Consider the following 22769-nt stretch of genomic DNA (forward strand, 5'->3'; position numbering starts at 1 on the left):
GAATCGTTCAAATGCAGTCGGCCGGCGGCCCGTCAGTCTTGGAAGTCATCGAGAAAGACCTGCGCGCGCCTCGTGCCGGCGAGGTCAAACTCATTCAAGATGCGATCGGCCTCAACTTCGTTGATACAATGGTACGAAAGGGCCAGTATCCGATGGCGTTGCCAGCGGTCCCCGGTTTTGAAGCGGCCGGGACGATCATCGAGGTCGGATCCGGCGTCGAGGGGCTGTCGGTCGGCGATCGGGTCGCTTACTTCTTTTCGGAAGGCGCGTATGCCACCGAGAGGAACATTCCGATCGGGCCGCTCATCCGCCTGCCCGCCGATATCTCGAACGAGATCGCGGCGACCTACCTGGCAAAGGGCGCGACGGCTTGGATGGGGATGCGTGGTCTCCACAATCTCAAATCCACCGACACAGTGCTGGTACTTGGGGCATCGGGAAGCGTGGGTGCTATCCTGTCTCGCTGGGCGAAGTCGCTGGGTGCTACAGTGATTGGTGTCGCCGGATCGCCGGATAAGCTCGACAAGGTCGCGGCGGGTGCTACTCATGCCTTCCACGCTGGCGAGCCAGATATCGCCGCCAAGATCCGTGCGATCGCACCTGACGGTGTCGACGTCGTTTATGATTTCGTCGGCCGGACGACTTTCTCGTTGGGCGTGTCAAGCGTCCGAGATGGTGGTGTAATTGCCGCGATCGGAGCCGCGACGGGTCAGCCAGCGCCGGCCCCCGATCTTGTGCGACGAGGCGTTGATGTCCGCAGCGGCGGCACCCCGCAGTACGTCCGGGGACCGACAGTCGAGATCGCGACCTCTCAGCTATGGGATGCGCTGCGCTCAGGCATCTTCAGTGATCTCGAAACCGTCCGCTATCCGTTCGACGAGATAGCCCGCGCGCATAACGACATGGACAACCGCCGTTTGAGCGGTCTGCCGGTCCTGATCGCGTAATCCGAAAATTATTGTGCGGCGGCAGGCCGCACGGACGCCCGCCTTAAGGCGGCCGGGCGAGACATTTCCCCTGTCGATAACGAAAGGAATAAATCGATGAGTGAACTAGCAGGTAAACGTGCGCTTGTGACTGGTGCGTCCCGCGGCATTGGAGCCGCGATCGCAATCGCACTGGCCGAAAAAGGTGCTGATGTAGCGATCACATATGAACGCGCCGCTGATCGGGCAGCGCAAGTTGTGGCAACGATCGAAGGCAAAGGGCGCAAGGCGTTGGCTATCCAGGCTGACAGCATGGACCCCAATGCGGTCAAGCGGTCGGTTGATGAGGCGGCGCAGGCGTTGGGCGGCCTCGACATCTTGGTGAACAATGCGGCTATCGCGATCTACAAGGATGTGGCGGATTTCACCGTCGCCGAGATCGACGCCCTTTTTGCTGTCAACGCTCGCTCACCGATCCTGGCATCGCAAGCCGCGATGCCGTATCTTGGCAAAGGTGGCCGCATCGTCACGATCGGTTCCGCGGGCGCAGAACGCATTGTCGGACCATCGACGGTTTATTCGATGACTAAATCGGCACTCCAATCATTTACTCGCGGTCTCGCGCGAGAACTTGGCCCCCGTGACATTACCGTCAACCTCATTCAGCCGGGATCAACCAACACGGAAATGAACCCGGCCGAGGGCGAATTCGGAGATTTCCAGCGTGCTCTGATTCCGCTCGGCCGGTACGGCGAGCCGCAGGATGTCGCGGCTGCAGTGGCATTCCTCGCATCTGGTGCGGCCCGGCAAATCACCGGAACCATCCTGACAGTTGATGGCGGCACGCTAACCTAAGACATGCCGACGGATCCCGGCTTGTAATGTAGGAGGTCTCAGAGTGGGGGCTAGCCCGGTATCATCAACGACTAGCTTTCCACTCTCTTTCCACGTGGGCTTTGGAGCATTGGATCAAACGCCGCTCCACATATGGGTCAGACCCAATATGCCATGTTGGAACATGAAGTCGCACGGGGAGTGACACGCATGTTGGGTGGGTTCCTAAGATAGCAACGTAAGGTTCCTCAAATGTCGGCTTCTGCGACACCTGGGTATCAGTATCATTCTGACATCGATTATTTGGAGATCCCGACATGCCTGCAGTACTCGTCCACGGCGTACCTGACACCCACCGACTCTGGGACACCGTCCGCTCCCATCTTCAGCGCAAGGATATCGTTACGATCGATCTCCCCGGCTTTGGCACTCCGTTGCCGCGGGACTTCAGGTCAACGAAAGAAGAGTATCTCGACTGGCTTATCCACCGGATCGCTGAGATCGGCGAGCCCGTAGATCTGGTCGGTCATGACTGGGGCTGCCTGCTGACAGGCCGTCTCACGTCAATCCGACCGGATCTGGTGCGGACTTGGACCGGCATCAGCGGGCCGATTGATCCGGAATATCCGTGGCATTATCTCGCCAAGATCTGGCAGACCCCAGGTGAGGGCGAGCAATGGATGAAGGATCTCGACCTCGAGGAATTTGCGGCGAAACTTGTCGAGGCCCAGATGCCGAAAGTTGCGGCGGATGAATCGGTTCGGCATCTCGATGCCACTATGCGGGCAAGCATTCTCGCACTTTACCGTTCCGCAATCGAGGTCGGGGCGGAGTGGAAACCGGCTTTGAGTAGCATAACTGCGCCAGCGCTGGTGATCTGGGGCCTGGACGATCCGTTCCTGCCGCACCGCTTCGCTGACGAGCTCGGCAATGCCACACACGCACGCGCCGTCGTGAAACTGCGCGCCTCGCATTGGCCAATGATAGAGCGTCCGGCCGATGTCGCGCGCGAACTCGAGGCCCATTGGACTCACGTTTAACTCCCTGCGCTTGCATCACGTGGACTCAAACCCAAGCAGCCGCAACGCGAACGGCATTGCTTGGTCACTCGCTAAGCACAGCATTTGTCCGAAAACGAAACCATGGTGAAGCAGCACGGCGAGCATAGCCCGGGCTGCACCAGACAGGAGCACGCCTACATGACGAACTCAGCAAACACCCGGATTGGCGTCGGCATCATCGGCGCCAGTGCCGATCGAGGCTGGGGCGGAATTGCCCACGTCCCCGCGCTGCAGGCGCTCAATGCATTCCAGATCCGCGCCGTCAGCACGACCCGTATGGAAAGTGCGAACTCGACCGCAAGCCGACTGGGCGCCGATCTTGCCTTTGACACACATCAGGCGCTGGTCCTGCGGCCAGAGGTCGACTTGGTGGTGGTTGCGGTCAAGGTGCCAGATCACAAGCAGATCGTTTCCGACGCGCTCGCCGCGGGCAAGATGGTCTACTGCGAATGGCCGCTCGCGCGAAACCTATCGGAAGCCGAAGCGCTGGAGGGGATTGCCCGCGAACGGCGGCTGCGCACGGTCATTGGACTGCAGGGCGGCCTGCACCCGCCGATCCGCTATCTCCGCGATCTCGTTCGGCAGGGCGTGATCGGCATGCCGCTCAGCACAAGCGTTCGGGCACATCTGAACGACGAAATGTGGGTCGGCCGATATGCCCCGCCATTCGAATACATGGCCCGCACAGAGAATGGCGCCACCCTTCAAAGCATTATGCTCGGCCACGCACTCCAACCGCTCGCGCACGTACTCGGTTCGTTCGAGAGCCTGTCCGCCGTCGTGGCAAATCAGCGCGGCGACGGCGTCCGCCTCTCGGACGGCACGTCCCTCTTGAAGGACGCGCCGGACGAGATCATCGTCGCCGGCGTTCTCGAAGGCGGGATCGTCACTTCGCTGCACTACAGTGCCGGGCACTCCGCCGGATTGGTGTGGGAGATCCAGGGCACGGAAGGCAGTCTGCACGTGGAGACGGCGTCGGGCTACATCCACTTCGGCGATGTGACAATCACGTTGCGCCGCGGCAGCGAGCCTGTCCAGCAGCTACAGGTCCCAGCCGCATATGCGGCTCCCGACTTGCAACTAGCAGCGCCCGCAGCAGGCGTCGCACGCCTCTACGCCCAGCTCGCCGACGACCTCCGCGACGGGACCGCATATGTGCCGGACTTCGCGGTCGCGCTCGATCGTCACCTTGTGCTCGAGGCGATCACACAGGCCGCTGAAACGGGTCATCGCCAGCATCTCCCGCCCCGCCTGGTCAACGCCAATCCCTTAAAACCCTGAGGGCCTGACCATGGCCCTCCACCGCCAACAGAGGGTTCTCGCTTGTCAGGATGTCGTGACACCTATCGAAATGGCCGCAAACTCCGCACCGTGACAAGCAACGATCGCTCCATCAGTGAAACGCTCGTAGAAGAAGGCCTGGCCGGCGCTAGAACCCACCGGAGAGCGACCGGTGTTGGCTCGATTGACATAGCGAGCCGACCACATTTGGCCGCCCCCTGCGCCAAAAGCGCGACGGCGTGCCGGTCAACCCGCCTGCGACAGGGGCGTGACCGGAGGCGGAGGCCGCTTGTGGGCTCCTTGAGCGTCAGCAAATAGCAACCGGCCGGCATCAGCCGGTTTGCCCGAACACCTCGCAATCTCCAACGGACATCCAGAAGTGTCGTTGGACGATACTGTGAATATTGCCGATCATCAGGCCATGAACTCAGAAGCAGCGAGTTCGCCAGCTACTCGCGAGGCTGAGTTCCAATCGGAACTCCCCTTACTAGGCCATCACCCATGCTTTCCAGCCATTAGTCGCGCGCCAGGGCCTCGATCGGGTCTAGCTTTGCCGCGTTGCGGGCAGGAAGGAAGCCAAATACGATTCCGATCAGGGTGGAGCAGGCGAAGGCCACAATGATGGAGCCAGGAGAGAAGATCATTTTGAAGTCGGGGCTCAGCCAATTGAAAAGAGCGCTGATCCCGAGGGCGAGCATCACTCCCATGAAGCCGCCGACAAGGCAGACCATGACGGCCTCGATCAGGAATTGGGAAAGGATGTCGCTGCGGCGTGCGCCAACGGCCACGCGAACGCCGATCTCCTTGGTGCGTTCGGTCACGGACACCAGCATGATATTCATCACGCCGATGCCGCCGACAATCAGCGAGATCACGGCGACTGACGAAATCAGCAATGTCAGGGTTTGCGTGGTGGTCTCGATAGTCTCGCGAATGGTCGCCGAGTTGGTGAGGAAGAAGTCTTTCGCACCATGCCGACGCTCGATGAGGCGCGAAACTGCGGCCTCGACATTGCCCGGGTCGACATCGTCCCTGATACGGACCGTTATGCCCTCGACGTTCGGGCGGCCCAGCATGCGGCCCATAACAGTTGTATAAGGCGCATAAACGGTCAACGTATCAACCGCCGGACCGAAGGAATTTTCGCGTTTCGTCACACCTACCACCCTCGCCGGCATTGTGCCCAGAAGGATGACCTGCCCCACCGGGTTTACCCGGTCTGGAAAAAGGTCTCGCGCCGCGTTTGCATCGAGCACCACATTCTGGCTGTAGGTGGCAACATCCTGGGCGTCGAACAGTTGTCCATGCGCCAGCTCAAGACCCCGTACACGAAAGAAGTCGGCGCCGACCCCGGTGGCTGATGCACTGACGGCCACGGCGGCGCGCTTGACCGTTACGCTCGTCGTGACGGTTGGTGTCACGCTGTCGACATAGGGCTGGTTCACCAGCGCATCTGCATCGGCTGGAACCAGCGTCCGTATCTTGCCCGCTTCCAGATCGCCGAAGCCTTTACCGGCCCGCACCTCGATCGTGTTGGTGCCGAGCGAACTGATACTGCTGAGGATTTGTTGCTGCGAGCCGGCCCCGAGAGCTGAGATAGACGCCACCGAGGCGATACCGATGATGATACCGAGCATGGTCAGAAGCGAGCGCATCTTGTGCGCCCATATTGCTGCGCCCGCCATGCGAAAGGCCTCAATCATCCGGTCAATTGCACCACGCCAGCCAGCGCCCGGCGCGTGCTCGCGGATGGGACGGGCCTTTGCGTCGGATTTGGATATATTGCGATCGTCGGAAATGATAACGCCGTCGCTGATCTCTACAACCCGATCCGCATGTTCGGCGATCTTCTTGTCGTGAGTGACGAGAATGATGGTGTGCCCCTCGGCGTGAAGCTCGCGCAGGATCTTCATGACTTCGGCGCCACTGTGAGTATCCAGCGCTCCGGTCGGTTCGTCGGCCAGAATTATCTCGCCGCCATTCATCAAGGCGCGGGCGATCGACACCCGCTGCTGCTGGCCGCCCGAAAGCTTGCCCGGGATATTGCCCGTCCGCTCGGCCAGGCCTAGCCGGGTCAACAAAGAGATCGCGCGCTTGTGCCGGTCGGATCGGCTGCGTCCGGCATAGATGGCCGGCACCTCGACGTTGCTGGCCGCGCTGAGATCGCCAAGCAGATGATAACGCTGGAAGATGAAACCAAAACGCTCACGGCGTAGCGCGGCCAGTTCGTCCACGGACATCTTCGAGGTCTCGCGCCCTTCGATCCAGTAGCTGCCGTCCGTCGGACGATCGAGGCAGCCAAGGATGTTCATCAGCGTCGACTTGCCGGAGCCAGAAGCACCTATGATGGCCATCATCTCGCCGGCCTCGATGTCGAGGTCGACGTCTTTCAGCACCCGCACCATCTCGTCGCCTGCGGGGAAAGCGCGGGATACCCCGCGTAGGCGGATTAGTGGTTCCGTCATAGCGCGCCCTACCGCTTCGCCGCGGCCAATTGAGCCTGGCCATCCGCGCGTTCGTCGGTGGATGCTCCCAGGACGATGGTCTCGCCGGCCTGAAGACCGCCAAGGATCTGGATGTCCGCGCCGTTATCGATGCCGACCTGGACCTGCCGGATCTGGACCTCGCCCATTGCGTCGACTACTCGGAGACGCGCCGTATCGCCGGCCCGAGGCGCGCCTTCCAATGCACTGAGCGGAACCAGCACGGCGCCGCTGACGCGGCTCAAGACGATGGACACCTGCGCCGTCATGGAGGGCCGCAGGACCCCATCGGCGTTAGCCACGTCGATCAGACCGGTGTAGTAGACAGCGCCTTTGGTTGAGCCAGTCCCGCTCGCGGCGGCGTTGCTCTCATTTGAGATTGAAGCTGGGGCCGGTTCCACCTGCCGCAATTCCCCATCGAAACGACGCTTCGGATCGCCGAGAATGCTGAACCAGACCGGCAGGCCCCGCTGTACACGCACGACGTCAGCCTCGGAGATGTCTGCACGCACCGTCATTGTGTCCAATCGCGCGATCATGACGATTGTCGGCGCGGTCTGCAGGGCATTCACGGTTTGGCCCTCGTCAGTGACGATCGCGACCACAGTGCCGGCGATTGGGGAGGTGATGCGCGTATAGTCCAGTTCAATACCCGCAGACTCCAGCGCGACCTGCGCTTGGGACACCTGAGCGTCCAACGACTGAACCTCAGCCCGCGCGGTGTCTCGCATCGCAACCGCGGCGTCATACTGGGCGCGCGGCGTGGAACCACCCGCCAGCAGGTCACGCTCGCGTTCGAAATCCTTCTCGGCTTTCACCAGAGCGGCCCTGCGCGCGGCGAGAACGGCGCGGATGTTGGCCAAGGCGGCCTCACGGTCACGCAAGGTGTTGCGCCGGGTCTGGGAATCGATCTCGGCCACCAATTGGCCCGCCTTGACGATGTCACCGATCTTGACAGCCAGACGCTCAACGCGTCCCGAGGCCTGGGCGCCGACGCGCACTAGCTCGAGCGGTTCGAGAACCCCTGTCGCCAACACCACCTCTTCAATGTCACCCGTTTGCGCCTGCGCGGTCACCAGTTCAAGCTTGGCAGGCGGACGCAGAAAGAAGAGCCAGACGCCGAGCAGACCGACAAGGGTCACTGCCGCCAGGATCAGACGCTTGCGGGTAATGTGTCGTGTCATTTAGTCGTGGCCCATGTTATTGAAATTTGTGAGCTTTCTCCGTCACGAGAGTTACCCCAAAATTACGGGGAGCTGTCGTCGTGCCTGGCCCGTCAGGCACGCGCTGGAAAATCAACCGATCGACAGAAGTCATGCAATGTGGTCGGCGCGCGAGTGTTTGACCGCCAGGCATCGGCAATCGCGGCCGTGCCAGCTAACATCGACGGATGAAGGCGGCCCTACCGCTGCTGAACAACGCGCCTCTCGCGCCAGCGTATGGTAAAGGTGCTGCCCTTGCCTGGCGCGGAAGAAAGCTCGACGTAACCGCCATGGCGGGTCACGATCTCGTTGACCATGCTGAGCCCCAGTCCCGCACCTGAGCCGTGAGGGTTGACCCGGTAGAAAGGCTCGAATATGCGCGAATGCTTGTCGCTGGCGATACCACAACCCTGATCGGCGACGGTCACGCTGCCGTCAGCCTCAATAACGACCGATATCTGTCCTTTTCCACCTCCGTACTGGACTGCGTTTCGAACCAGATTGACGAATGCGCGCTCCAGAGATTCGGCATCACCAGGGACGAAAACGTCTTCCGCGTCGCTGTCGAACGAAATCTCGTAGCCTTCAGAGATTGCCAGGGGAGCAAGGTCGGCAACCACCTTGGACACAACGCTGTTGAGATCGACAGGCGTATTCTGCTGGGGCTTCTGCCGGTATTTCTCGGTGTCCAGAAGCTGGTTCGCGATCGCCGTCAATCGCTTGACGGCCGTCTGCAGGTACGTCTTGTCCACACTGGGTGAAAGAGTATCTATCCTCACCTGCAGAACAGCGATCGGTGTCCGAAGTTCATGCGCCGCGTTGACGAAGAAGCGCTCCGTCGCCTCAAAGCCACTATCAAGACGGCGCAACGCCCTGTTGATGTCGCGCACCAGGCGAAGCACCTCATTGGGCAAGCCACGCTCTTCCACCAAGGCGCCACGTGTGTCGAGATCAATCCTGTCAAGACGCGTCGTCAGATCGCTGAATGACCGCAAAGCCCAGCGTGTGACAAACGGGACGCCAATCAGGGAAATGGCGATGAGGATCAGCGCCGGCACACCGACTGCAAGGTTCCCCAACAGCACAGTCACACCATATTGGGACATCGAAACGCCGCCAGCAAAAATTGTTGCCTCCCCGGCAGGGGTGTCGAATCGCTGCATGCGGGCAACACTCAGCGGATCACTCAGATCGCCATGCAGCTCGAGACTTTTGAACGTCCGCAAGAATGGCATGTTGTCGGCAATTTTCCGAGGAGGCGCGCCGTGTGCGAGGACAATATCTTTGCCCAGATCTGCTACGAACCACAGGTCAGGAGCGTCCTCCATAATCTCCTGAAGCTTGGCCGTCGGCGCCAGATGGGCCCGGCCATTCGGGTCAAGACGAACCGAGTCTGCGATTTCCTGAGACAGCCAGATGGATGTGATAGCGACATCGGGCTTGAGGCCGGAAAGGAGATAAAAAACCAGGCCCAGCGAGGTGATAACCGCGCAGAGCTGCAGCACAATAAAACCAAAAGTGAAACGCCAGCGAAGGGATGATCCGGCCACCTTATTTGTGCTCATGATGATAGTAGCCCATTCCACGAATGTTTTTGATAACAAAACTCGGCCTTCGCGTCGCCAACTTTCGGCGCAGGCGGGACATTTTGAGTTCCGGGAGTTCGATTGGATCTCGTCGTTAACGGAATAGACCTGACCCCCAAGGGACGAGCGCAACACGGTACGCCACGGTTTCGCAAAAAGTTTCCCTAGAGCGCAGCTTCCAATAGTTGAACGCACGCCTAAGAAAATTGGCATGGATAGAGCATGAGACGCGATCATTTCTGACGTTTCCCCGCCGAAAATATGGATGGCTTGGCTGCCCTCCCGATCCAATGCTACAATGGCCGTCTATCAATCGTTGCAGCGCACTAACGCGGAAAACGTATGGCCGCCGAAAATTACGTGGAAGTTACGCGGAATTCTCGGCCGTGACGCCGACCCATGAAGCGAGCGAGCCGGCCGACGTGGTCGCGCGGTTTGTCCATCAGCAACGGCGGATTCACCATCCCGGGGCTGGATGCGTTCTGCCCGCGCTCTTGAACCGATACGAACCACTGACCCGCCGTTTGGTGGCTAATTTTGTAATGCTATTCCAAATTCGCCCAAACGTTTGCACCTCATGCTGGAACAATCGACGATCTCTCGACCCGCACAGTTTGTAACGAGCAAGCCGGCCGCGAGGTGCGGCAGCTAGCGCGGGGCTGAAGCCAAAGCTCCGCAAAGTACATTTCGTCTCGGATCGACCGTTGCAATTCGCGCGTACATGCGTTTATCGATTGTCCCGAGCCGATTTCACCACACCAGGAGCCACCGTGCTTATCCTCGTCCGAGACAACAACGTCGACCAAGCTTTGCGCGTCCTCAAGAAAAACTTCAGCAGGAGGGCATCGTCCGGGAAATGCGTTTGCGTGAGCACTTCGAGAAACCCTCAGAAAAGCGCGCACGAGAAAAGGCAGAAGGCATTCGCCGCGCCCGCAAACTCGCCCAGAAAAAGCTGAACAGGGAGTTGCGTCTCGGTCCTGCGAAGAAGTCGAAGCCATCACGATCTAAATAATCGTCCGTGACTGCGCGAGACCTGTACGTTGCCAGCAAATGCATCGTCATATCCATCCGGTGACAGACAATGAATTCCCATCAGCCGCACTCTGAACGCTCCGAACTCTCTGGCCGTTACACCGACAATGGGATTACCGTCCTTGTGGAAATCTTCCGGCCCGCGGGCGCAGATGATTGGCGGATGGAGGTGACAAGCCTAGAAGACCAAGTCACCGACTGGAATGAATCTTTCGCGTCGGCTCATGAGGCATGGGAAGAGTTCATCTATGTCGTCAATACGGAGGGGATCGCAGTTTTCCTTTAGCGCTTCCCGACGTCATCGAGGATGAGCAAATTGCCCATTGACAGTGACAGACGGCGAATGATCTTCGATCAGGTTCGCACCAAGGCGATGTCACGTGGCACGCCTATCGACGATGACCCCGAGTTCCTGGCTTGGGTAGAGCTGTGGATCAGTGGCGAGTACGAGATGTCCGACCTCAGGTCTAGATACAATGATCTCGTCGCACGTCGATCCCCGCGATCCAAGTCTGCCGCTGGTCCTCTGGAACCCGCCCCTCCGGAGCGACTACCCGGGATGCCGACTGAACCTGACGGCGTCTTTCCCGGCAGCCTTCGCATCATACAGAAGCACGTCGGCTTGCTTCAGCAGCTCGGACACATCACGCTTTTCGCCCGTCCAGGCCCCTCCTATGCTTGTGCGGACGTCGGCGATCTCATTTGAAATAAAAATAGGCTCCCTCATCCGTGTGAGGATCCGCTCAGCGGCCGCTTCGCCTGTGGACCGATTGCCAGCAACAACCACAGCGAATTCATCGCCGCCCGTGCGTGCCACAAGATCGCTTTCTCTGACGGCTGAGGTCAGGCGCGCGGCTGTGGTTTGCAGGACGACATCTCCCATCGCGTGGCCATGAGCATCGTTGATCTCCTTGAAGCCATCAACGTCGAGTGCGAGGACAGCAAAACCATCGGCAGACCTTAATGCCGCAAATTCTATCGACAGCCCACGCCGGTTCAGCAATCCAGTCAACACATCGGTGCGCGCCGTCTCCTCCAGCATCTCGATCCGGCGTCGTTCTTCGGTAAAATCGATTGCCATTCCGACAATCTTCACCGGTCGGCCGTCGCTGTCACGCAAAGCCGGCGATCGCAACGCATCCACCGTTCGCCGTGGACGGTATCGAGGCGATACTCGGCGACATGCTGATCGAGCTCACCAGCAATTAGCGGTGTAAGATCGGCCTGGGCGCCATCGTTGACGTTGACCCTGTTGACGTAGCGCTCAAGATCGAGGCGCGCCGCCGTCGGGCCTCCGATAAACTGAGCCAGTCGATCCGAGGTCTCGAACTTGCCTGTCAGGATGTCCAGCTGCCAAAAACCGCCACGAACGGCTTCAAGCGCCAACTCAAGCTGTGCCGCCCGCTCGGCAAGCTGACGCTCATGCTCCTTGTGGCGGGTGATATCCTCTATCTGCGATATGAAGCGTACGACCTTGCCCTCGGCATCGCGCATCGCGGCAACATGGATCAGGACGTGAACGATCTCGCCGAATGGGCGGAGATAACGCTTCTCGATCGTGTAACCATCCCGCCTTCCCTGCAGCACCTGCTGAAACAGGATCAGGTCCGCCTCGATATCGTCTGGATGGGTAAAGTCCCTGAAATGCGTTCCCAGCACCTTTTCCAGCGGAAGCGACAGCAACTTGGCAAAAGCCGCGTTGCCGCGAATGATGCGCCCCTGAAGATCGACCAGAGCGATCCCGATCGGCGCATTCTCGAAGGCAAAGTCGAACAACGCTAGGCGGGTTTCTGGATCATCGGCCGTATACGGTTCCGCTACCATCTTTCCTCCAAAAACAAGAGCTTCACGGCGATAGGTGTGTTTTAGGGGATGATAATCAAGGTGACGGTCCGCATTGTCGCCGAACGGCAGGCTACACCTGCGCCGGCTCCTTGATGTCAGACACCTTCGAAATTATCTCGGGCCTTATCGGAATAATCGAAGGCCCCGATAAGGGGTGACCTTCGAGACCGATAAGATCAGGGAGGAAGACATGGATAGCAGGAGCCGGGGTCTTTCCACGAGCGACATGCGCATACTGAGAACGCTGTTGGGTCGCTACGCAGCACGCTACCATCTCGCTGGGCCAGAGAAAGATGACTTGATCGAACGAACGTTTCAGGCGTTGGCGAACAATCCGGACATCTTCTTTGAAATTCCGGTCGAAAAGGCAGCCGCAGAGACGATGCACCGGATCTACACCGGCCACTAGAGCGGTAAAAATGTCTCAGCTTTTCCTTCGGACGATCACGCCCCGCTGATCTTCGCGCCAGTGTCACGCCTGCGATGAGGCGGGACATCTGCCAGCTCGGCGAGCTTATCGTTCTGCTTCAGAAACACTCGAAAATTCTCTCGGACCGCGTCGATCGGCCAGTGACCGTTCGCTGCCTCGCGACAGTATCGGACAAGAGTCTCGTAAGCGAGGTTACGCTTTTCCCGGGGCCATTCGTCGAGAAAATCGAATACGTCATCCAGTCCGGTAATTTCCTGCACGAAATACCGGCGCTGTACGTAGAGGGGCTTGTCGAATTGAGCGAGCAACATACGGACCTCCTTCGTTTGCTCGGTACCGAGCGATGACTGAAGCCGGCCCTGAATCGGGCCGACTGATAGAAATCCAGAATTCTTCCTGGGTGCCCGGGTCAGGCGACCTTGCGTTCGGCTTCGAGCCGGAGCGGCTCGCTAGTGGCCGGAGCGACGCCGATTTCGATCTTGCGCGGCTTCATGGCTTCCGGCACCTCGCGCTTCAGAGCAATTGTCAGCAGGCCATTTTTCAGATCGGCCCCTTCCACCCTTACATGATCTGCAAGCTCAAACTTGCGCTCGAAGGAACGACCGGCGATGCCGCGGTGGAGATATTCGCCCTGGAGCTCTTCAGCCTTCCCGCCTTTGATCACCAGGACATTGCGCTCCTGAGTGATATCGAGATCGCCTTCGCCAAAGCCTGCCACCGCCATCGTGATGCGGTAGTCGTCTTCACCAGTCTTGACGATGTCATAGGCCGGCCAGGTCTCAATTGCGTTGAGACGCTGCGTATTGCTGAGCAGATTGAGCACGCGGTCGAAGCCGATGCTCGAACGATAGAGCGGGGCAAAATCAAGTGCATTTCTCATAACCATATCCTCCGTAAAGCAACATGGAAGGAAGCGGGTGAAACCCGCCTCCTCGGTCAGCCGACCCCCTGATTGGGCCGCCGGCGTTGACCGATTTGGTTTTTGAGATTTTGTCGTTCAAGACCCCGCTCGAAAATTTTTCCAGCTCCCCGAAATCGTCTTGTTCGCAGGAAATCCGGTCCTATCTCGAGTGGCGATCTTCGCTTTGGGAGCATCGGGATGGATGATGGAACGACCGACATGTTTTCGGAAGCCTACATTGAGATTTTGCCTCCGGACCACATCGATCAAAAAGAGTCGGCCATTTGCGTTTGCTGTTGTCGTCAGCGTCCGAACTCCGCCATGGATGAAGACGGCTGCGGCATTTGCGACGAATGCCTGGCGCCTTGACCCTGCGAGAAAGGCCGATGCGACATTTGTCGCGGCAAATCGGTGCTTGGCAAAAAAGGGGAGGAGACGTGGCAGGAATTTCCGGCTGGCTAGAAGATCGTGGAGCTGAGTCGGTGAAACTCGGAGGTTGGAGGTAACTACGTGCTCTCAAGAAAAGCACTCAGTGACCTGTAGCTAAGTCAGTTCCCGGAAAATAGCCGATCTCGGTCTGAATTAGTTGAGCATCGTGGGCCGCCCCTGCCGTAGTAGCGCGGGGAACCATTTGTTCCAAGTCGTCTGAAATCTGTCCGCGCCACTCATCACTCTTACTACCTCTTCACCATCTACCTCAAGTGAGCGACCGTAGACTTGAACAGCGTTGCCGATTAACGTCACCGGCCCGACACCCTCATGGCTCCGAGATCACCCAAGCCGCGCTGGACTGCGGCCAAACGGTCCGCGGCGATATCGACAGACACTTCGATATCGCCGGTGAGCGGTGCATCCGTTCGTACCTTGCCCGAAGATGAAACGTCTCCACCCGACGGCGCCGAGCCAGCCGAGTTTTCATCATTCGCCGCTTGAACAAAAATATCCGGTCGGGGGATGCCATGTTTCTGGACCAGATACTCGACAGCGAGATGGGCTGCCTCGCGGGTTTCAAATATCGCGTGGACTGTGATTGTGCTGCTGTCAGACATCGTCTCGCACCTTTGTGGTGATCGAGGGTGAACTAGCGACACCAATATTGGTTTCAGTGAATGGAAAAGAGAACGCCTACGCGGCTTACTCGCGAAGTAGACCGGCACTTCTGGCTGCAACTCTGAAAGTCGCCGCGGCGCTGTCTCCTGGAATGGCACCCGACACTGCCTTGAGGCAGGTTTTTTGGCCTTGCTGGCATCCGGGCCGCCTTTGGGGAAGTCCATTGCCAAGGATGCAACCGCCTCTCGGCTGTTCCTGACGCATTTGAAACAGCCGCCCGCGGTTTCGATCTCGACGGGGTATTCCCAAAGTTCAATCATCAGTCTTCCAATGCGAGGGGTATATTGACAGTAAGCGATCGGTCGATCGCAGGAACGGGCCCATCAGTAACCCGAGTGGTCATCAGATTGTTCCCACGTCATTCCCGCTCTCAAAGCACATGAAGGAAACGCCCAGAACGGCCAAAAGCTTGGCTCATCGCGGAACGTTGTCGGTGCCAGGATGTTTCTCCCGCGACAAATCTCGGCCCTGGCCGGTCCACCGCGCGATCGGACGCAAACACCACCTCATGACTTCTTTGGAGCCATCCCATGACAGATCATATCGACAACCCGGATGGCAAAGGTCCTGCGGGAGGCTGGGGATCGCTGAAATCAATCGCCCGCATTTACGGCGAGAGCGAGCCGCCCGCAGCTTTCCTGGAAACGCTTGCTCGACAGAATAAACCGGGTGGCTTCATGTGCGTCTCTTGCGCTTGGCCGAAGCCGAAGAACTATCATCCGTTCGAGTTCTGTGAGAACGGCGCCAAGGCGACCATGTGGGAGCTCACGAATGCCCGCTGCACGCCCGACTTCTGGAGTGAGCATACTGCGTCCGAATTGAGATCCTGGAAGGACCACGATCTCGAAATGACTGGCCGCCTCACCCACCCGATGCGCTTCGATCATGCTACCGATCGGTATGTGGAGGTGACATGGGATGAGGCGTTCGAGAGGATCGGCAGAACCCTGCGACGGTTGGAGAAGCAGAGGGTCGTTTTCTACTCGTCCGGCCATGCGGGGCTGGAAGCCTCCTACCTCTATGCGCTGCTTGCCCGCGCCTATGGCAATAACAACCTGCCGCAAAGCTCCAACATGTGCCACGAGACGACGTCGGTTGGCCTCAACAAGGTGATCGGCTCCCCTGTCGGCACGATCGTCTGGGACGATCTGGAAAAGGCCGATGCCTTTTTCTTCTTCGGCCAGAACCCGGGAACGAACAGCCCGCGCTTCCTGCATCCGCTACAGGAGGCCAAGAAGCGTGGCGCCAAGATCGTCACTTTCAACCCGGTGATCGAGCAAGGGCTGGTATCCTTCGTCAATCCGCAAAACCCGTTCGACATGCTGACGGGGAATGAGACCAAAATCTCCGATCAATACTGTCAGGTGAAGGCGGGTGGCGACGTTGCAGCCATGCTCGGCCTTTGCAAGGTCGTCGTGGAAGCTGATGACGCCGCAGTCGCAAAGGGTGCATCGCGCATCCTCGACGTCGACTTCATCTCTGAGCACACGACCGGGTTCGAAGAATTCATCACCTGCGTGCGGGAATCATCCTGGGCGGACATCGAACGTGAAAGCGGATTGTCTGAAGGTGATCTGCGCGAAGCGGGTGAAACCTATATTGCAGCCGAGCGCGTCATCGGTGTTTACGGGATGGGCCTCACCCAGCATGCTCAGGGCGCGCTTAATGTCGCGATGCTCGTCAATCTGCTGCTTCTGCGAGGCAATATCGGTCGCGAGGGTGCCGGCTGCTGTCCCGTGCGCGGTCATTCGAACGTCCAGGGGCAGCGCACTGTCGGCATTGCCGAAAAGACCAAGCTCATCCCGATGGACAAGTTGAAGGCACTTTTCGATTTCGATCCGCCGACCGAGGACGGCACCCATATCGTTGATGCGGTCAAAGGCATGATGGCGGGGACGATAAGCGCGACGATCGCGCTTGGCGGCAATCTTCTAAGGGCGGTTCCGGACCAGGAGGAAATGGAAAGAGCATGGGCCGGGCAGGAACTGACGGTGATGGTCTCGACCAAGCTCAACCGCAGCCACCTTTTCCCCGGCAAGGATGCCTGGATACTCCCCTGCCTGAGCCGAACGGAGATGGACATGCAGGCGACAGGCAACCAGTCCGTGACGACGGAGGACAGCTTCTCGCACATTTCCGGTTCGATCGGAAAGCGGACACCGGCTTCCAAGCATCTCAAAAGCGAGCTTGCGATTGTTGCCGGCATCGCCAAGGCGACGCTCGATCCCAAGCCGACACTCAAGTGGGATGAATGGACGGGCGACTACGGATTGGTCCGGGATCTTATCGAGGCGACCTACCCCGACGACTTCAAGGATTACAATGCACGCATGTTCGAGCCAGGAGGTTTTTACCGAGGCAACGACGCGCATCAGCGGATCTGGAATACCGAGGAGAAAAAAGCGGTTTTCACGAAGCCGGACCGGATGAACGCCCTTTCCTTCGAGGACGCACCTGGCCGTTATCGATTGATCACCATGAGATCGAATGATCAGTTCAATACGACCATCTACGGTTATTCGGACCGCTTCCGCGGCATTGAGGGAACGCGGGACGTGGTGCTGATGTGCCCGCAGGATATCGAAGCCGCCGGCCTGAGCGAAGGACAGACGATTGCCCTCGTTAGCGACTTCGACGACGGACGAAATCGCGAGCTTGGCGGGCTCATTGTTCGCGCCCACAAGCTGCCGCGAGGCACAATTGGCGGCTACTATCCGGAATGCAACGTGCTGAACGCCATTGATCACCACGACGAGTTATCGAAAACGCCAGCGGCCAAAGCGATCCCTGTTAAGATCGTCGCGCAATAAGACGCGTTGAGAGATGGGTTTCATCTACTGACAAGTCTCTGCATCAATCGCAACGCGTCAACTAGAAAGAGGCCCCGCTAAAGCGAGGCCTCTTTCTCTTGATTTCTACGGCCACTACATCCGCGTCGGCGGAAGGCCATAGTAATCCTCGATCCGTCGATCGTTCGCACGATACCAGGAGTCGTCATCCAGATCAGCATAGCGCGGCGCGCCGGTGATCTGGTCCTTGGTAAGGTCGATCCGGTAGCCATCAAGACCTTCGTCATAGGTCAGCTTTTCCCAGGGCAGTGGGTAGTAATCATCACCGATGCCCAGGAAGCCACCGAAGCTCAGCACCGCGTAGGCCACTCGACCGCCCTGCTTCTTCAGAAGAAGACGCTGGATCGAGCCGATACGCTTTCCGTCGGCGCCGTAGACCTTCGTGCCTTCGACCTTGTCGCTTGCGATCAATGAGAGTGTATCCTTGACGTAAGGATCCTGACCGGTCACGCGATTTTCCTGATTCAGCATATCTGCCTCCTCTTCGTTGGTTTCAGGTACGTGGGAGAAACAACAGGACTGGAGCGTTTGTTCCGAGCAAATTGGCTCAGGTGAACGTTCGGGCCCGCCCTTGTACCCATGTGCGGACCGCGACATATCCGCAGCCACTTGCTCTTGCGGTCATGATACTCCCCCAAGCCATAACGACGCTTCTCAATGCAACCGGCCCCCTCACCAAGCCAGATGGCATCGACAGTGAGGAATGTGATCAAGGTTCCGGCGTAGGCGATTGCGAGGGACTTCATCGAGCGTACTTTCAATCGGCTGCGCATCTAGAACGCAAAATGGATTGAGCGTCGCTCGGTACCGTACTTCCGCGGAATGCGATGTCAGCACGTGGAACATTTGTCAGCATCAATGCTTAGCCTCGTCAGTCCGAAGCGGTGGATAAACGCCGCGGCGTCCCAAGGAGGATAAGAGCGCTATGACATACGACCAAAATTTCAGGTCACCCGCACCCGGTGAGGATCTGGAAACGAAGAACCCGGCCATTTCCCTATCGGCTGAAAGCTCGTCAACGTCCGTTTCCGGTCCTCTTCATACTTCGGATGCACAACGTGTGGATCAGGCGCTGAATTCCGTTCTTGAACATCGTAACGACCCTTATGTTGAGCCGAAGGAGAGACTGTCAGCACTGCGAGAAGAGGCTGATAGTCTTCGGTATCGCGCATCGGATGAAGTACGCTTTCGAATTCGCAGGAATCCCTGGCAGGCAGTCGGGATTGCGGTCTTCGTTGGATATATGTTCGGGATCACGCGATAGGCCCACGCTTGCAGCGGCGGCGCCGACTGGAGCGCGTTGCCGAGATAAGCGTGTCAGCGTTCCTGGTACGGTGGCGTACGGGAACCGTTCAATCGCGACGAACATTTCCCGCTGTCACCGGTGCGGCGCGCGGTCCGCACCTCTTGCAACAGCTCACAAACGATGGAGGACGACATGGCAAACGCCAAGACTCTCGACGACCTGTTTCTGGATACGCTGAAAGATATCTACTTTGCAGAAAAGCAGATTTTGAAGGCACTGCCGAAGATGGCGCGTGCGTCGCAGTCCGAGGAAGGCAAGGAAGGTTTTCTTCAGCATCGCGAGGAAACACAGGGCCAGATCGAACGGCTCGAACAGGTATTCGAGCTCCTGGGCAAGTCGGCACGCGGCAAGACCTGCGAAGCCATCCAGGGCATCATCGCCGAAGGTGAAGAGATCATCGAGGAATTCAAGGGATCGCCCGCGCTTGATGCCGGTCTCATCTCGTCTGCTCAGGCTGTCGAACATTATGAGATCGCGCGTTACGGCACGCTCATCGAGTGGGCCAAGCAACTCGGCCTGAAGGATGCTGTGCCGCTCCTCGAGCAGAACCTGTCGGAAGAAGTCGCCACCGACAAGAAGCTGACCGCCTTGGCGAAAGCTTCCGCCAACGACAAGGGCAAGAAAGCAGCCTGATCAGCCGGAATGACGAGAGGCCGCCCGCAAGGCGGCCTTTTTCTGTTTCATCAACCTGAGGACGGGCAAATGGCCAAGAAGACACAATCATCGACCGATCAAGTCGCCATCCACGATCAGACACTCTCGCGCGGTGCAGGCGGCGAGCTTCATCAGACAGCAGAAGATGGCTTCGAAGTGCTGACGACATCGCAAGGCGCTCCGGTCGCCGACGATCAGAACACTTTGCGTGTGGGTCCGCGAGGCCCGGCTCTAATGGAGGATTTTCACTTCAGGGAGAAGATTTTTCATTTCGACCACGAGCGCATTCCCGAGCGGGTGGTCCATGCGCGCGGCTATGGGGCGCACGGTTATTTCGAAACCTACGAATCACTCGCCAAATACACCCGGGCCGACGTCTTCCAGCGTGCCGGCGAAAAACCCCGGTCTTCGTTCGATTCTCCACGGTCGCCGGCAACAAGGGTTCTGCGGATCTCGCACGCGATGTCCGCGGTTTCGCTGTTAAGATGTATACGAAGGAAGGCAACTGGGATCTGGTCGGGAACAACATCCCGGTCTTTTTCATCCAGGACGCAATCAAGTTTCCCGATCTCATCCACGCCGCCAAACAGGAGCCCGACCGTGCTTTTCCACAGGCGCAGACGGCGCATGACAATTTCTGGGACTTTATCAGTCTGACACCGGAAAGCATGAACATGGTCATGTGGATCATGTCGGATCGGACCATCCCAAGATCGCTGCGCTTCATGGAAGGTTTTGGCGTCCATACCTTCCGGTTCATCAACGAGAAGGATGAGTCCACCTTCGTCAAGTTTCACTGGAAACCGAAGCTCGGCCTGCAGTCCGTCGCGTGGAACGAGGCGGTGAAGATCAATGGTGCCGATCCAGACTATCACCGCCGCGATCTGTGGCAGTCGATCCAGTCGGGCGACTTCCCGGAATGGGAATTGGGTGTCCAGCTCTTCGATCAAGAATTTGCCGACAGCTTCGATTTCGACGTCCTTGACCCAACCAAGATCATCCCGGAAGAGGTTCTGCCTGTGAAGCCGATCGGACGGCTGGTTCTGGACCGCATGCCGGACAACTTCTTTGCCGAAACCGAACAGGTCGCGTTCATGACCCAGAATGTCCCGCCGGGAATTGGCTTCAGCAACGACCCTCTGCTGCAGGGCCGTAACTTCTCCTACCTCGACACCCAACTGAAGCGGCTTGGCGGTCCAAACTTTACCCATCTGCCGATCAATGCGCCCAAGTGTCCCTTCGCCCATTTTCAGCAGGACGGCCATATGGCAATGCGCAATCCTGTTGGGCGGGTGAATTACGAACCGAATTCGTTTGGAGAAGGTCCGCGGGAGAGCAAGTCTCGCGGCTATCGCCATTATCCGGCGGAAGAATCCGGCACCAAGGTCCAGCTTCGTCCAGAAAGCTTCGCCGACCACTATAGCCAAGCGAGACAGTTTTTCATCAGCCAGACGCCACCGGAACAGCGTCATATCATCATGGCGCTCACCTTCGAACTCAGCAAGGTCGAAACGGTCGCAGTCCGCGAGCGCATGGTTTCGCATCTGATGAACATTGATGATACGCTCGCCTCCGAAGTAGCTCATCGATTGGGTATGAAGTCCCTGCCGAAAGCCGCACCGGCGGCTGTTGCGACTAGAGAGGATCTTGAGCCTTCTCCAGCGCTCAGCATCGTCGAGCGCGGACCCAAGCGCTTTGAGGGCCGCAAACTGGGCATCCTCGTGACCGACGGTGTCGATGCGAAACTGTTGAAGGCTTTGACGAGCGCCATCTTGAAGAAAAAGGGCCTCGTGGAGCTTGTCGCTCCAAAGGTCGGCGGCGTGACAGCTTCCGACGGAAGCTTCATCGAGGCGCAGCATATGATCGATGGCGGCCCCTCGGTGCTCTTCGATGCTGTTGCGCTCCTTCCATCCGATGCAGGTGTCGAAGATCTGCTGAAGGAAGCGACAGCACGGGATTTCGTGGCAGACGCGTTCCAGCATTGCAAGTTCATCGGCTACAGCGATGTCGCCCTGCCATTGCTTGAGAAAGCCGGTATCGCAAAGGACATTGACGAAGGTGTTCTGGAGCTTTCGGGCGGTGCAAGCCTGACGAGTTTCGTCGAGCAGCTCGGCAAGCTTCGCGTCTGGGGGCGTGAGCCGTCAGTGAAGCTCGGCCCGGCATCAGCAACTACAGCTTAAATACCATCATTCGGCGCGGGTCCTGGGCTCGCGCCGCTCTCCCTGGCGTAGACATTTCAGGAAAGACGGCCGCTTGATCTCGCCATAAGAATCCCGGCGTCGCACTTCTATAGCGTTTACCTCATACGCGAGCCACGTAATGCGGAGCAAATCCGCGGCCACGTTTGTACGGCACCGTACCCTCGACTTGGTTTTCTCTATCGTTAGGAACCCACCCAGAGACGTCAACGTTCTCCGCCCGCTGTTCCTTTGGGAGGTGTCGCGCCGTGGTATAGCCCTTCGCGGTTCTGATCGGATCAGCAGTTTGAGGATGACAAAAACTGGATGACGAGGACTTCCTCGTTTTCCTGCAGGGAGGTTCAAATGGACGAAAATCGTGAGGAATGGATTGCCCGTCGCGCTTACGAGCTGTGGGAGCAGGCTGGACAGCCTGAGGGTCAAGAGCATGAACATTGGTCCCAGGCTAGCGCCGAATGGGATGCTCGACCGAACGCAGTCGAGCCTGAACGCCCGTCATGGGAAGACGAAGAGTAATCTGAATGTAAGTACGCAGGCGGGTGATCGACCTCACCCGCCTTGCATGTGCTCTTATGAACATTTCAACCTTGGTGCAGTCGAAGCACGTCGCGAAATTTGACGGTATCGACTACAGCGCCGTTGTCGTCGGTAAGCTCAAACGATTGGCCATCGATCTCCTCTCCATTTAACACGCGCTGGGACAGGAGTTCGCGAGCTGAGCGAACGGCTTCGGCACGTGCCATTTCGATGTCTTGAAACTCGGCACCTTCCGGATCCTTGGAAAGGCGCTCTCCCTCACGGATATTGAAAAACAGTCGGATCATGTGTCACTCCCTCATGCCCCTTCATAACCTAAGAACACGTCTTATGTTTCCTGCGAACTTCTTGTTTTTATGGATATCTCTGTTTACCGCACTAGGTAGCTTAATGGATGCAAGCAGGGCACCGGGACTGATCTCATGAGCTGGACGACGAATAGGATCCTATCGATGCTCTCGGCCGATGTGGTCGCACGGCTCCGGCCTCATCTTGATCCGGTCGAGTTGCAGCAGGGGGAGCACCTGTTTGAAT

20 protein-coding genes and 2 pseudogenes are annotated in these 22769 nt (G+C 58.4%); 12 read left to right on the forward strand and 10 right to left on the reverse strand.

Going from position 1 to position 22769, the window contains the following annotated elements:
- Nucleotides 1–38 precede the first annotated feature (38 nt).
- The 4 genes from N7E02_RS06525 (at nucleotide 39) to N7E02_RS06540 (ending at nucleotide 4102) form a co-directional block, all read left to right on the forward strand.
- Nucleotides 39–947, forward strand: a complete 909-nt coding sequence (locus N7E02_RS06525) for a zinc-binding dehydrogenase (RefSeq protein ID WP_286578527.1) — start codon at nucleotides 39–41, stop codon at nucleotides 945–947.
- A 96-nt stretch (nucleotides 948–1043) separates the two neighbouring features.
- Nucleotides 1044–1781, forward strand: coding sequence for an SDR family NAD(P)-dependent oxidoreductase (locus tag N7E02_RS06530; RefSeq protein ID WP_046801770.1), 738 nt, complete (start codon nucleotides 1044–1046; stop codon nucleotides 1779–1781).
- A 296-nt stretch (nucleotides 1782–2077) separates the two neighbouring features.
- Nucleotides 2078–2800, forward strand: a complete 723-nt coding sequence (locus N7E02_RS06535) for an alpha/beta fold hydrolase (protein ID WP_286578528.1) — start codon at nucleotides 2078–2080, stop codon at nucleotides 2798–2800.
- Nucleotides 2801–2884: 84 nt separating this feature from the next.
- A complete protein-coding gene (locus N7E02_RS06540; RefSeq protein ID WP_286578529.1) occupies nucleotides 2885–4102 on the forward strand; it encodes a Gfo/Idh/MocA family protein in 1218 nt (405 codons plus the stop codon).
- A gap of 515 nt (nucleotides 4103–4617) precedes the next feature.
- Here N7E02_RS06540 and N7E02_RS06545 read toward each other — a convergent pair.
- From N7E02_RS06545 to N7E02_RS06555, 3 genes are all read right to left on the reverse strand, one after another.
- Nucleotides 4618–6567: a MacB family efflux pump subunit gene (locus tag N7E02_RS06545; RefSeq protein WP_286578530.1), complete on the reverse strand. Its 1950-nt coding sequence runs from the start codon at nucleotides 6565–6567 to the stop codon at nucleotides 4618–4620.
- 8 nt (nucleotides 6568–6575) lie between these two features.
- Nucleotides 6576–7769, reverse strand: a complete 1194-nt coding sequence (locus tag N7E02_RS06550; RefSeq protein ID WP_286578531.1) for an efflux RND transporter periplasmic adaptor subunit — start codon at nucleotides 7767–7769, stop codon at nucleotides 6576–6578.
- Between the two features lie 218 nt (nucleotides 7770–7987).
- Nucleotides 7988–9352 (reverse strand): sensor histidine kinase, encoded by a 1365-nt coding sequence (locus N7E02_RS06555; RefSeq protein WP_286578532.1) that lies wholly within the window; start codon nucleotides 9350–9352, stop codon nucleotides 7988–7990.
- Nucleotides 9353–10143: 791 nt separating this feature from the next.
- On the opposite strand from N7E02_RS06555, the pseudogene rpsU reads away from it, so the two are divergent.
- Both rpsU and N7E02_RS06565 read left to right on the forward strand, forming a co-directional pair.
- Nucleotides 10144–10385, forward strand: a pseudogene (rpsU, locus tag N7E02_RS06560) (30S ribosomal protein S21).
- Between the two features lie 69 nt (nucleotides 10386–10454).
- The gene (locus N7E02_RS06565) at nucleotides 10455–10691 is read left to right on the forward strand and encodes a hypothetical protein (RefSeq protein WP_220328782.1); all 237 of its coding nucleotides are present in this window, start codon (nucleotides 10455–10457) and stop codon (nucleotides 10689–10691) included.
- Between the two features lie 264 nt (nucleotides 10692–10955).
- On the opposite strand, the gene N7E02_RS06570 is transcribed toward N7E02_RS06565, so the two are convergent.
- Nucleotides 10956–11486, reverse strand: a complete 531-nt coding sequence (locus tag N7E02_RS06570) for a GGDEF domain-containing protein (protein ID WP_286578533.1) — start codon at nucleotides 11484–11486, stop codon at nucleotides 10956–10958.
- An 11-nt stretch (nucleotides 11487–11497) separates the two neighbouring features.
- The gene (locus N7E02_RS06575; protein ID WP_286578534.1) at nucleotides 11498–12229 is read right to left on the reverse strand and encodes a PAS domain S-box protein; all 732 of its coding nucleotides are present in this window, start codon (nucleotides 12227–12229) and stop codon (nucleotides 11498–11500) included.
- 175 nt (nucleotides 12230–12404) lie between these two features.
- Here N7E02_RS06575 and N7E02_RS06580 point away from each other — a divergent pair, with 175 nt between their 5' ends.
- Nucleotides 12405–12659: a hypothetical protein gene (locus N7E02_RS06580; RefSeq protein WP_286578535.1), complete on the forward strand. Its 255-nt coding sequence runs from the start codon at nucleotides 12405–12407 to the stop codon at nucleotides 12657–12659.
- 35 nt (nucleotides 12660–12694) lie between these two features.
- Here N7E02_RS06580 and N7E02_RS06585 read toward each other — a convergent pair whose 3' ends face one another.
- Together N7E02_RS06585 and N7E02_RS06590 are read right to left on the reverse strand one after the other, a co-directional pair.
- Entirely contained in the window at nucleotides 12695–12991 is a 297-nt protein-coding gene (locus tag N7E02_RS06585) for a DUF982 domain-containing protein (protein WP_286578536.1), read from the reverse strand.
- Nucleotides 12992–13089: 98 nt separating this feature from the next.
- Nucleotides 13090–13560, reverse strand: coding sequence for an Hsp20 family protein (locus tag N7E02_RS06590; protein WP_286578537.1), 471 nt, complete (start codon nucleotides 13558–13560; stop codon nucleotides 13090–13092).
- 219 nt (nucleotides 13561–13779) lie between these two features.
- On the opposite strand from N7E02_RS06590, the gene N7E02_RS06595 reads away from it, so the two are divergent.
- On the forward strand, nucleotides 13780–13950 hold the full coding sequence (locus tag N7E02_RS06595; protein WP_286578538.1) for a hypothetical protein: 171 nt from the start codon (nucleotides 13780–13782) through the stop codon (nucleotides 13948–13950).
- Between the two features lie 371 nt (nucleotides 13951–14321).
- On the opposite strand, the gene N7E02_RS06600 is transcribed toward N7E02_RS06595, so the two are convergent.
- The gene (locus N7E02_RS06600) at nucleotides 14322–14630 is read right to left on the reverse strand and encodes a hypothetical protein (RefSeq protein WP_286578539.1); all 309 of its coding nucleotides are present in this window, start codon (nucleotides 14628–14630) and stop codon (nucleotides 14322–14324) included.
- Nucleotides 14631–15221: 591 nt separating this feature from the next.
- Between N7E02_RS06600 and N7E02_RS06605 the strand changes: the two genes are divergently transcribed.
- The gene (locus tag N7E02_RS06605) at nucleotides 15222–17501 is read left to right on the forward strand and encodes an FdhF/YdeP family oxidoreductase (protein ID WP_286578540.1); all 2280 of its coding nucleotides are present in this window, start codon (nucleotides 15222–15224) and stop codon (nucleotides 17499–17501) included.
- Between the two features lie 114 nt (nucleotides 17502–17615).
- Here N7E02_RS06605 and N7E02_RS06610 read toward each other — a convergent pair whose 3' ends face one another.
- Nucleotides 17616–18011, reverse strand: a complete 396-nt coding sequence (locus N7E02_RS06610) for a PRC-barrel domain-containing protein (protein WP_286578541.1) — start codon at nucleotides 18009–18011, stop codon at nucleotides 17616–17618.
- 967 nt (nucleotides 18012–18978) lie between these two features.
- Here N7E02_RS06610 and N7E02_RS06615 point away from each other — a divergent pair.
- The 3 genes and pseudogenes from N7E02_RS06615 (at nucleotide 18979) to N7E02_RS06625 (ending at nucleotide 22214) form a co-directional block, all read left to right on the forward strand.
- Entirely contained in the window at nucleotides 18979–19479 is a 501-nt protein-coding gene (locus N7E02_RS06615; RefSeq protein ID WP_119944815.1) for a YciE/YciF ferroxidase family protein, read from the forward strand.
- A gap of 69 nt (nucleotides 19480–19548) precedes the next feature.
- Nucleotides 19549–21680 (forward strand): annotated as a pseudogene (katE, locus tag N7E02_RS06620) (catalase).
- A gap of 363 nt (nucleotides 21681–22043) precedes the next feature.
- The gene (locus N7E02_RS06625) at nucleotides 22044–22214 is read left to right on the forward strand and encodes a DUF2934 domain-containing protein (RefSeq protein WP_286578542.1); all 171 of its coding nucleotides are present in this window, start codon (nucleotides 22044–22046) and stop codon (nucleotides 22212–22214) included.
- Between the two features lie 65 nt (nucleotides 22215–22279).
- Here N7E02_RS06625 and N7E02_RS06630 read toward each other — a convergent pair whose 3' ends face one another.
- Nucleotides 22280–22522 carry a DUF6894 family protein gene (locus N7E02_RS06630; RefSeq protein ID WP_286578543.1) on the reverse strand — a complete coding sequence of 81 codons (243 nt, stop codon included), beginning with the start codon at nucleotides 22520–22522 and terminating at the stop codon, nucleotides 22280–22282.
- Between the last annotated feature and the right edge of the window lie 247 nt (nucleotides 22523–22769).

The sequence above is a fragment of the Terrirhizobium terrae genome (genome assembly GCF_030323265.1).
In the GTDB taxonomy this organism is placed as follows: domain Bacteria; phylum Pseudomonadota; class Alphaproteobacteria; order Rhizobiales; family Rhizobiaceae; genus Neorhizobium.

Bases quoted from the DNA above. Each gene is read 5' to 3' on its own strand.
- N7E02_RS06575 (WP_286578534.1), bottom strand. From the start codon at position 12,229: ATGGTAGCGGAACCGTATACGGCCGATGATCCAGAAACCCGCCTAGCG.
- N7E02_RS06610 (WP_286578541.1), bottom strand. From the start codon at position 18,011: ATGCTGAATCAGGAAAATCGCGTGACCGGTCAGGATCCTTACGTCAAG.
- N7E02_RS06530 (WP_046801770.1), top strand. From the start codon at position 1,044: ATGAGTGAACTAGCAGGTAAACGTGCGCTTGTGACTGGTGCGTCCCGC.
- N7E02_RS06605 (WP_286578540.1), top strand. From the start codon at position 15,222: ATGACAGATCATATCGACAACCCGGATGGCAAAGGTCCTGCGGGAGGC.
- N7E02_RS06590 (WP_286578537.1), bottom strand. From the start codon at position 13,560: ATGAGAAATGCACTTGATTTTGCCCCGCTCTATCGTTCGAGCATCGGC.
- N7E02_RS06535 (WP_286578528.1), top strand. From the start codon at position 2,078: ATGCCTGCAGTACTCGTCCACGGCGTACCTGACACCCACCGACTCTGG.
- N7E02_RS06595 (WP_286578538.1), top strand. From the start codon at position 13,780: ATGGATGATGGAACGACCGACATGTTTTCGGAAGCCTACATTGAGATT.
- N7E02_RS06630 (WP_286578543.1), bottom strand. From the start codon at position 22,522: ATGATCCGACTGTTTTTCAATATCCGTGAGGGAGAGCGCCTTTCCAAG.
- N7E02_RS06600 (WP_286578539.1), bottom strand. From the start codon at position 14,630: ATGTCTGACAGCAGCACAATCACAGTCCACGCGATATTTGAAACCCGC.
- N7E02_RS06570 (WP_286578533.1), bottom strand. From the start codon at position 11,486: ATGGCAATCGATTTTACCGAAGAACGACGCCGGATCGAGATGCTGGAG.
- N7E02_RS06555 (WP_286578532.1), bottom strand. From the start codon at position 9,352: ATGAGCACAAATAAGGTGGCCGGATCATCCCTTCGCTGGCGTTTCACT.
- N7E02_RS06625 (WP_286578542.1), top strand. From the start codon at position 22,044: ATGGACGAAAATCGTGAGGAATGGATTGCCCGTCGCGCTTACGAGCTG.
- N7E02_RS06565 (WP_220328782.1), top strand. From the start codon at position 10,455: ATGAATTCCCATCAGCCGCACTCTGAACGCTCCGAACTCTCTGGCCGT.
- N7E02_RS06615 (WP_119944815.1), top strand. From the start codon at position 18,979: ATGGCAAACGCCAAGACTCTCGACGACCTGTTTCTGGATACGCTGAAA.
- N7E02_RS06550 (WP_286578531.1), bottom strand. From the start codon at position 7,769: ATGACACGACACATTACCCGCAAGCGTCTGATCCTGGCGGCAGTGACC.
- N7E02_RS06545 (WP_286578530.1), bottom strand. From the start codon at position 6,567: ATGACGGAACCACTAATCCGCCTACGCGGGGTATCCCGCGCTTTCCCC.
- N7E02_RS06585 (WP_286578536.1), bottom strand. From the start codon at position 12,991: ATGTTGCTCGCTCAATTCGACAAGCCCCTCTACGTACAGCGCCGGTAT.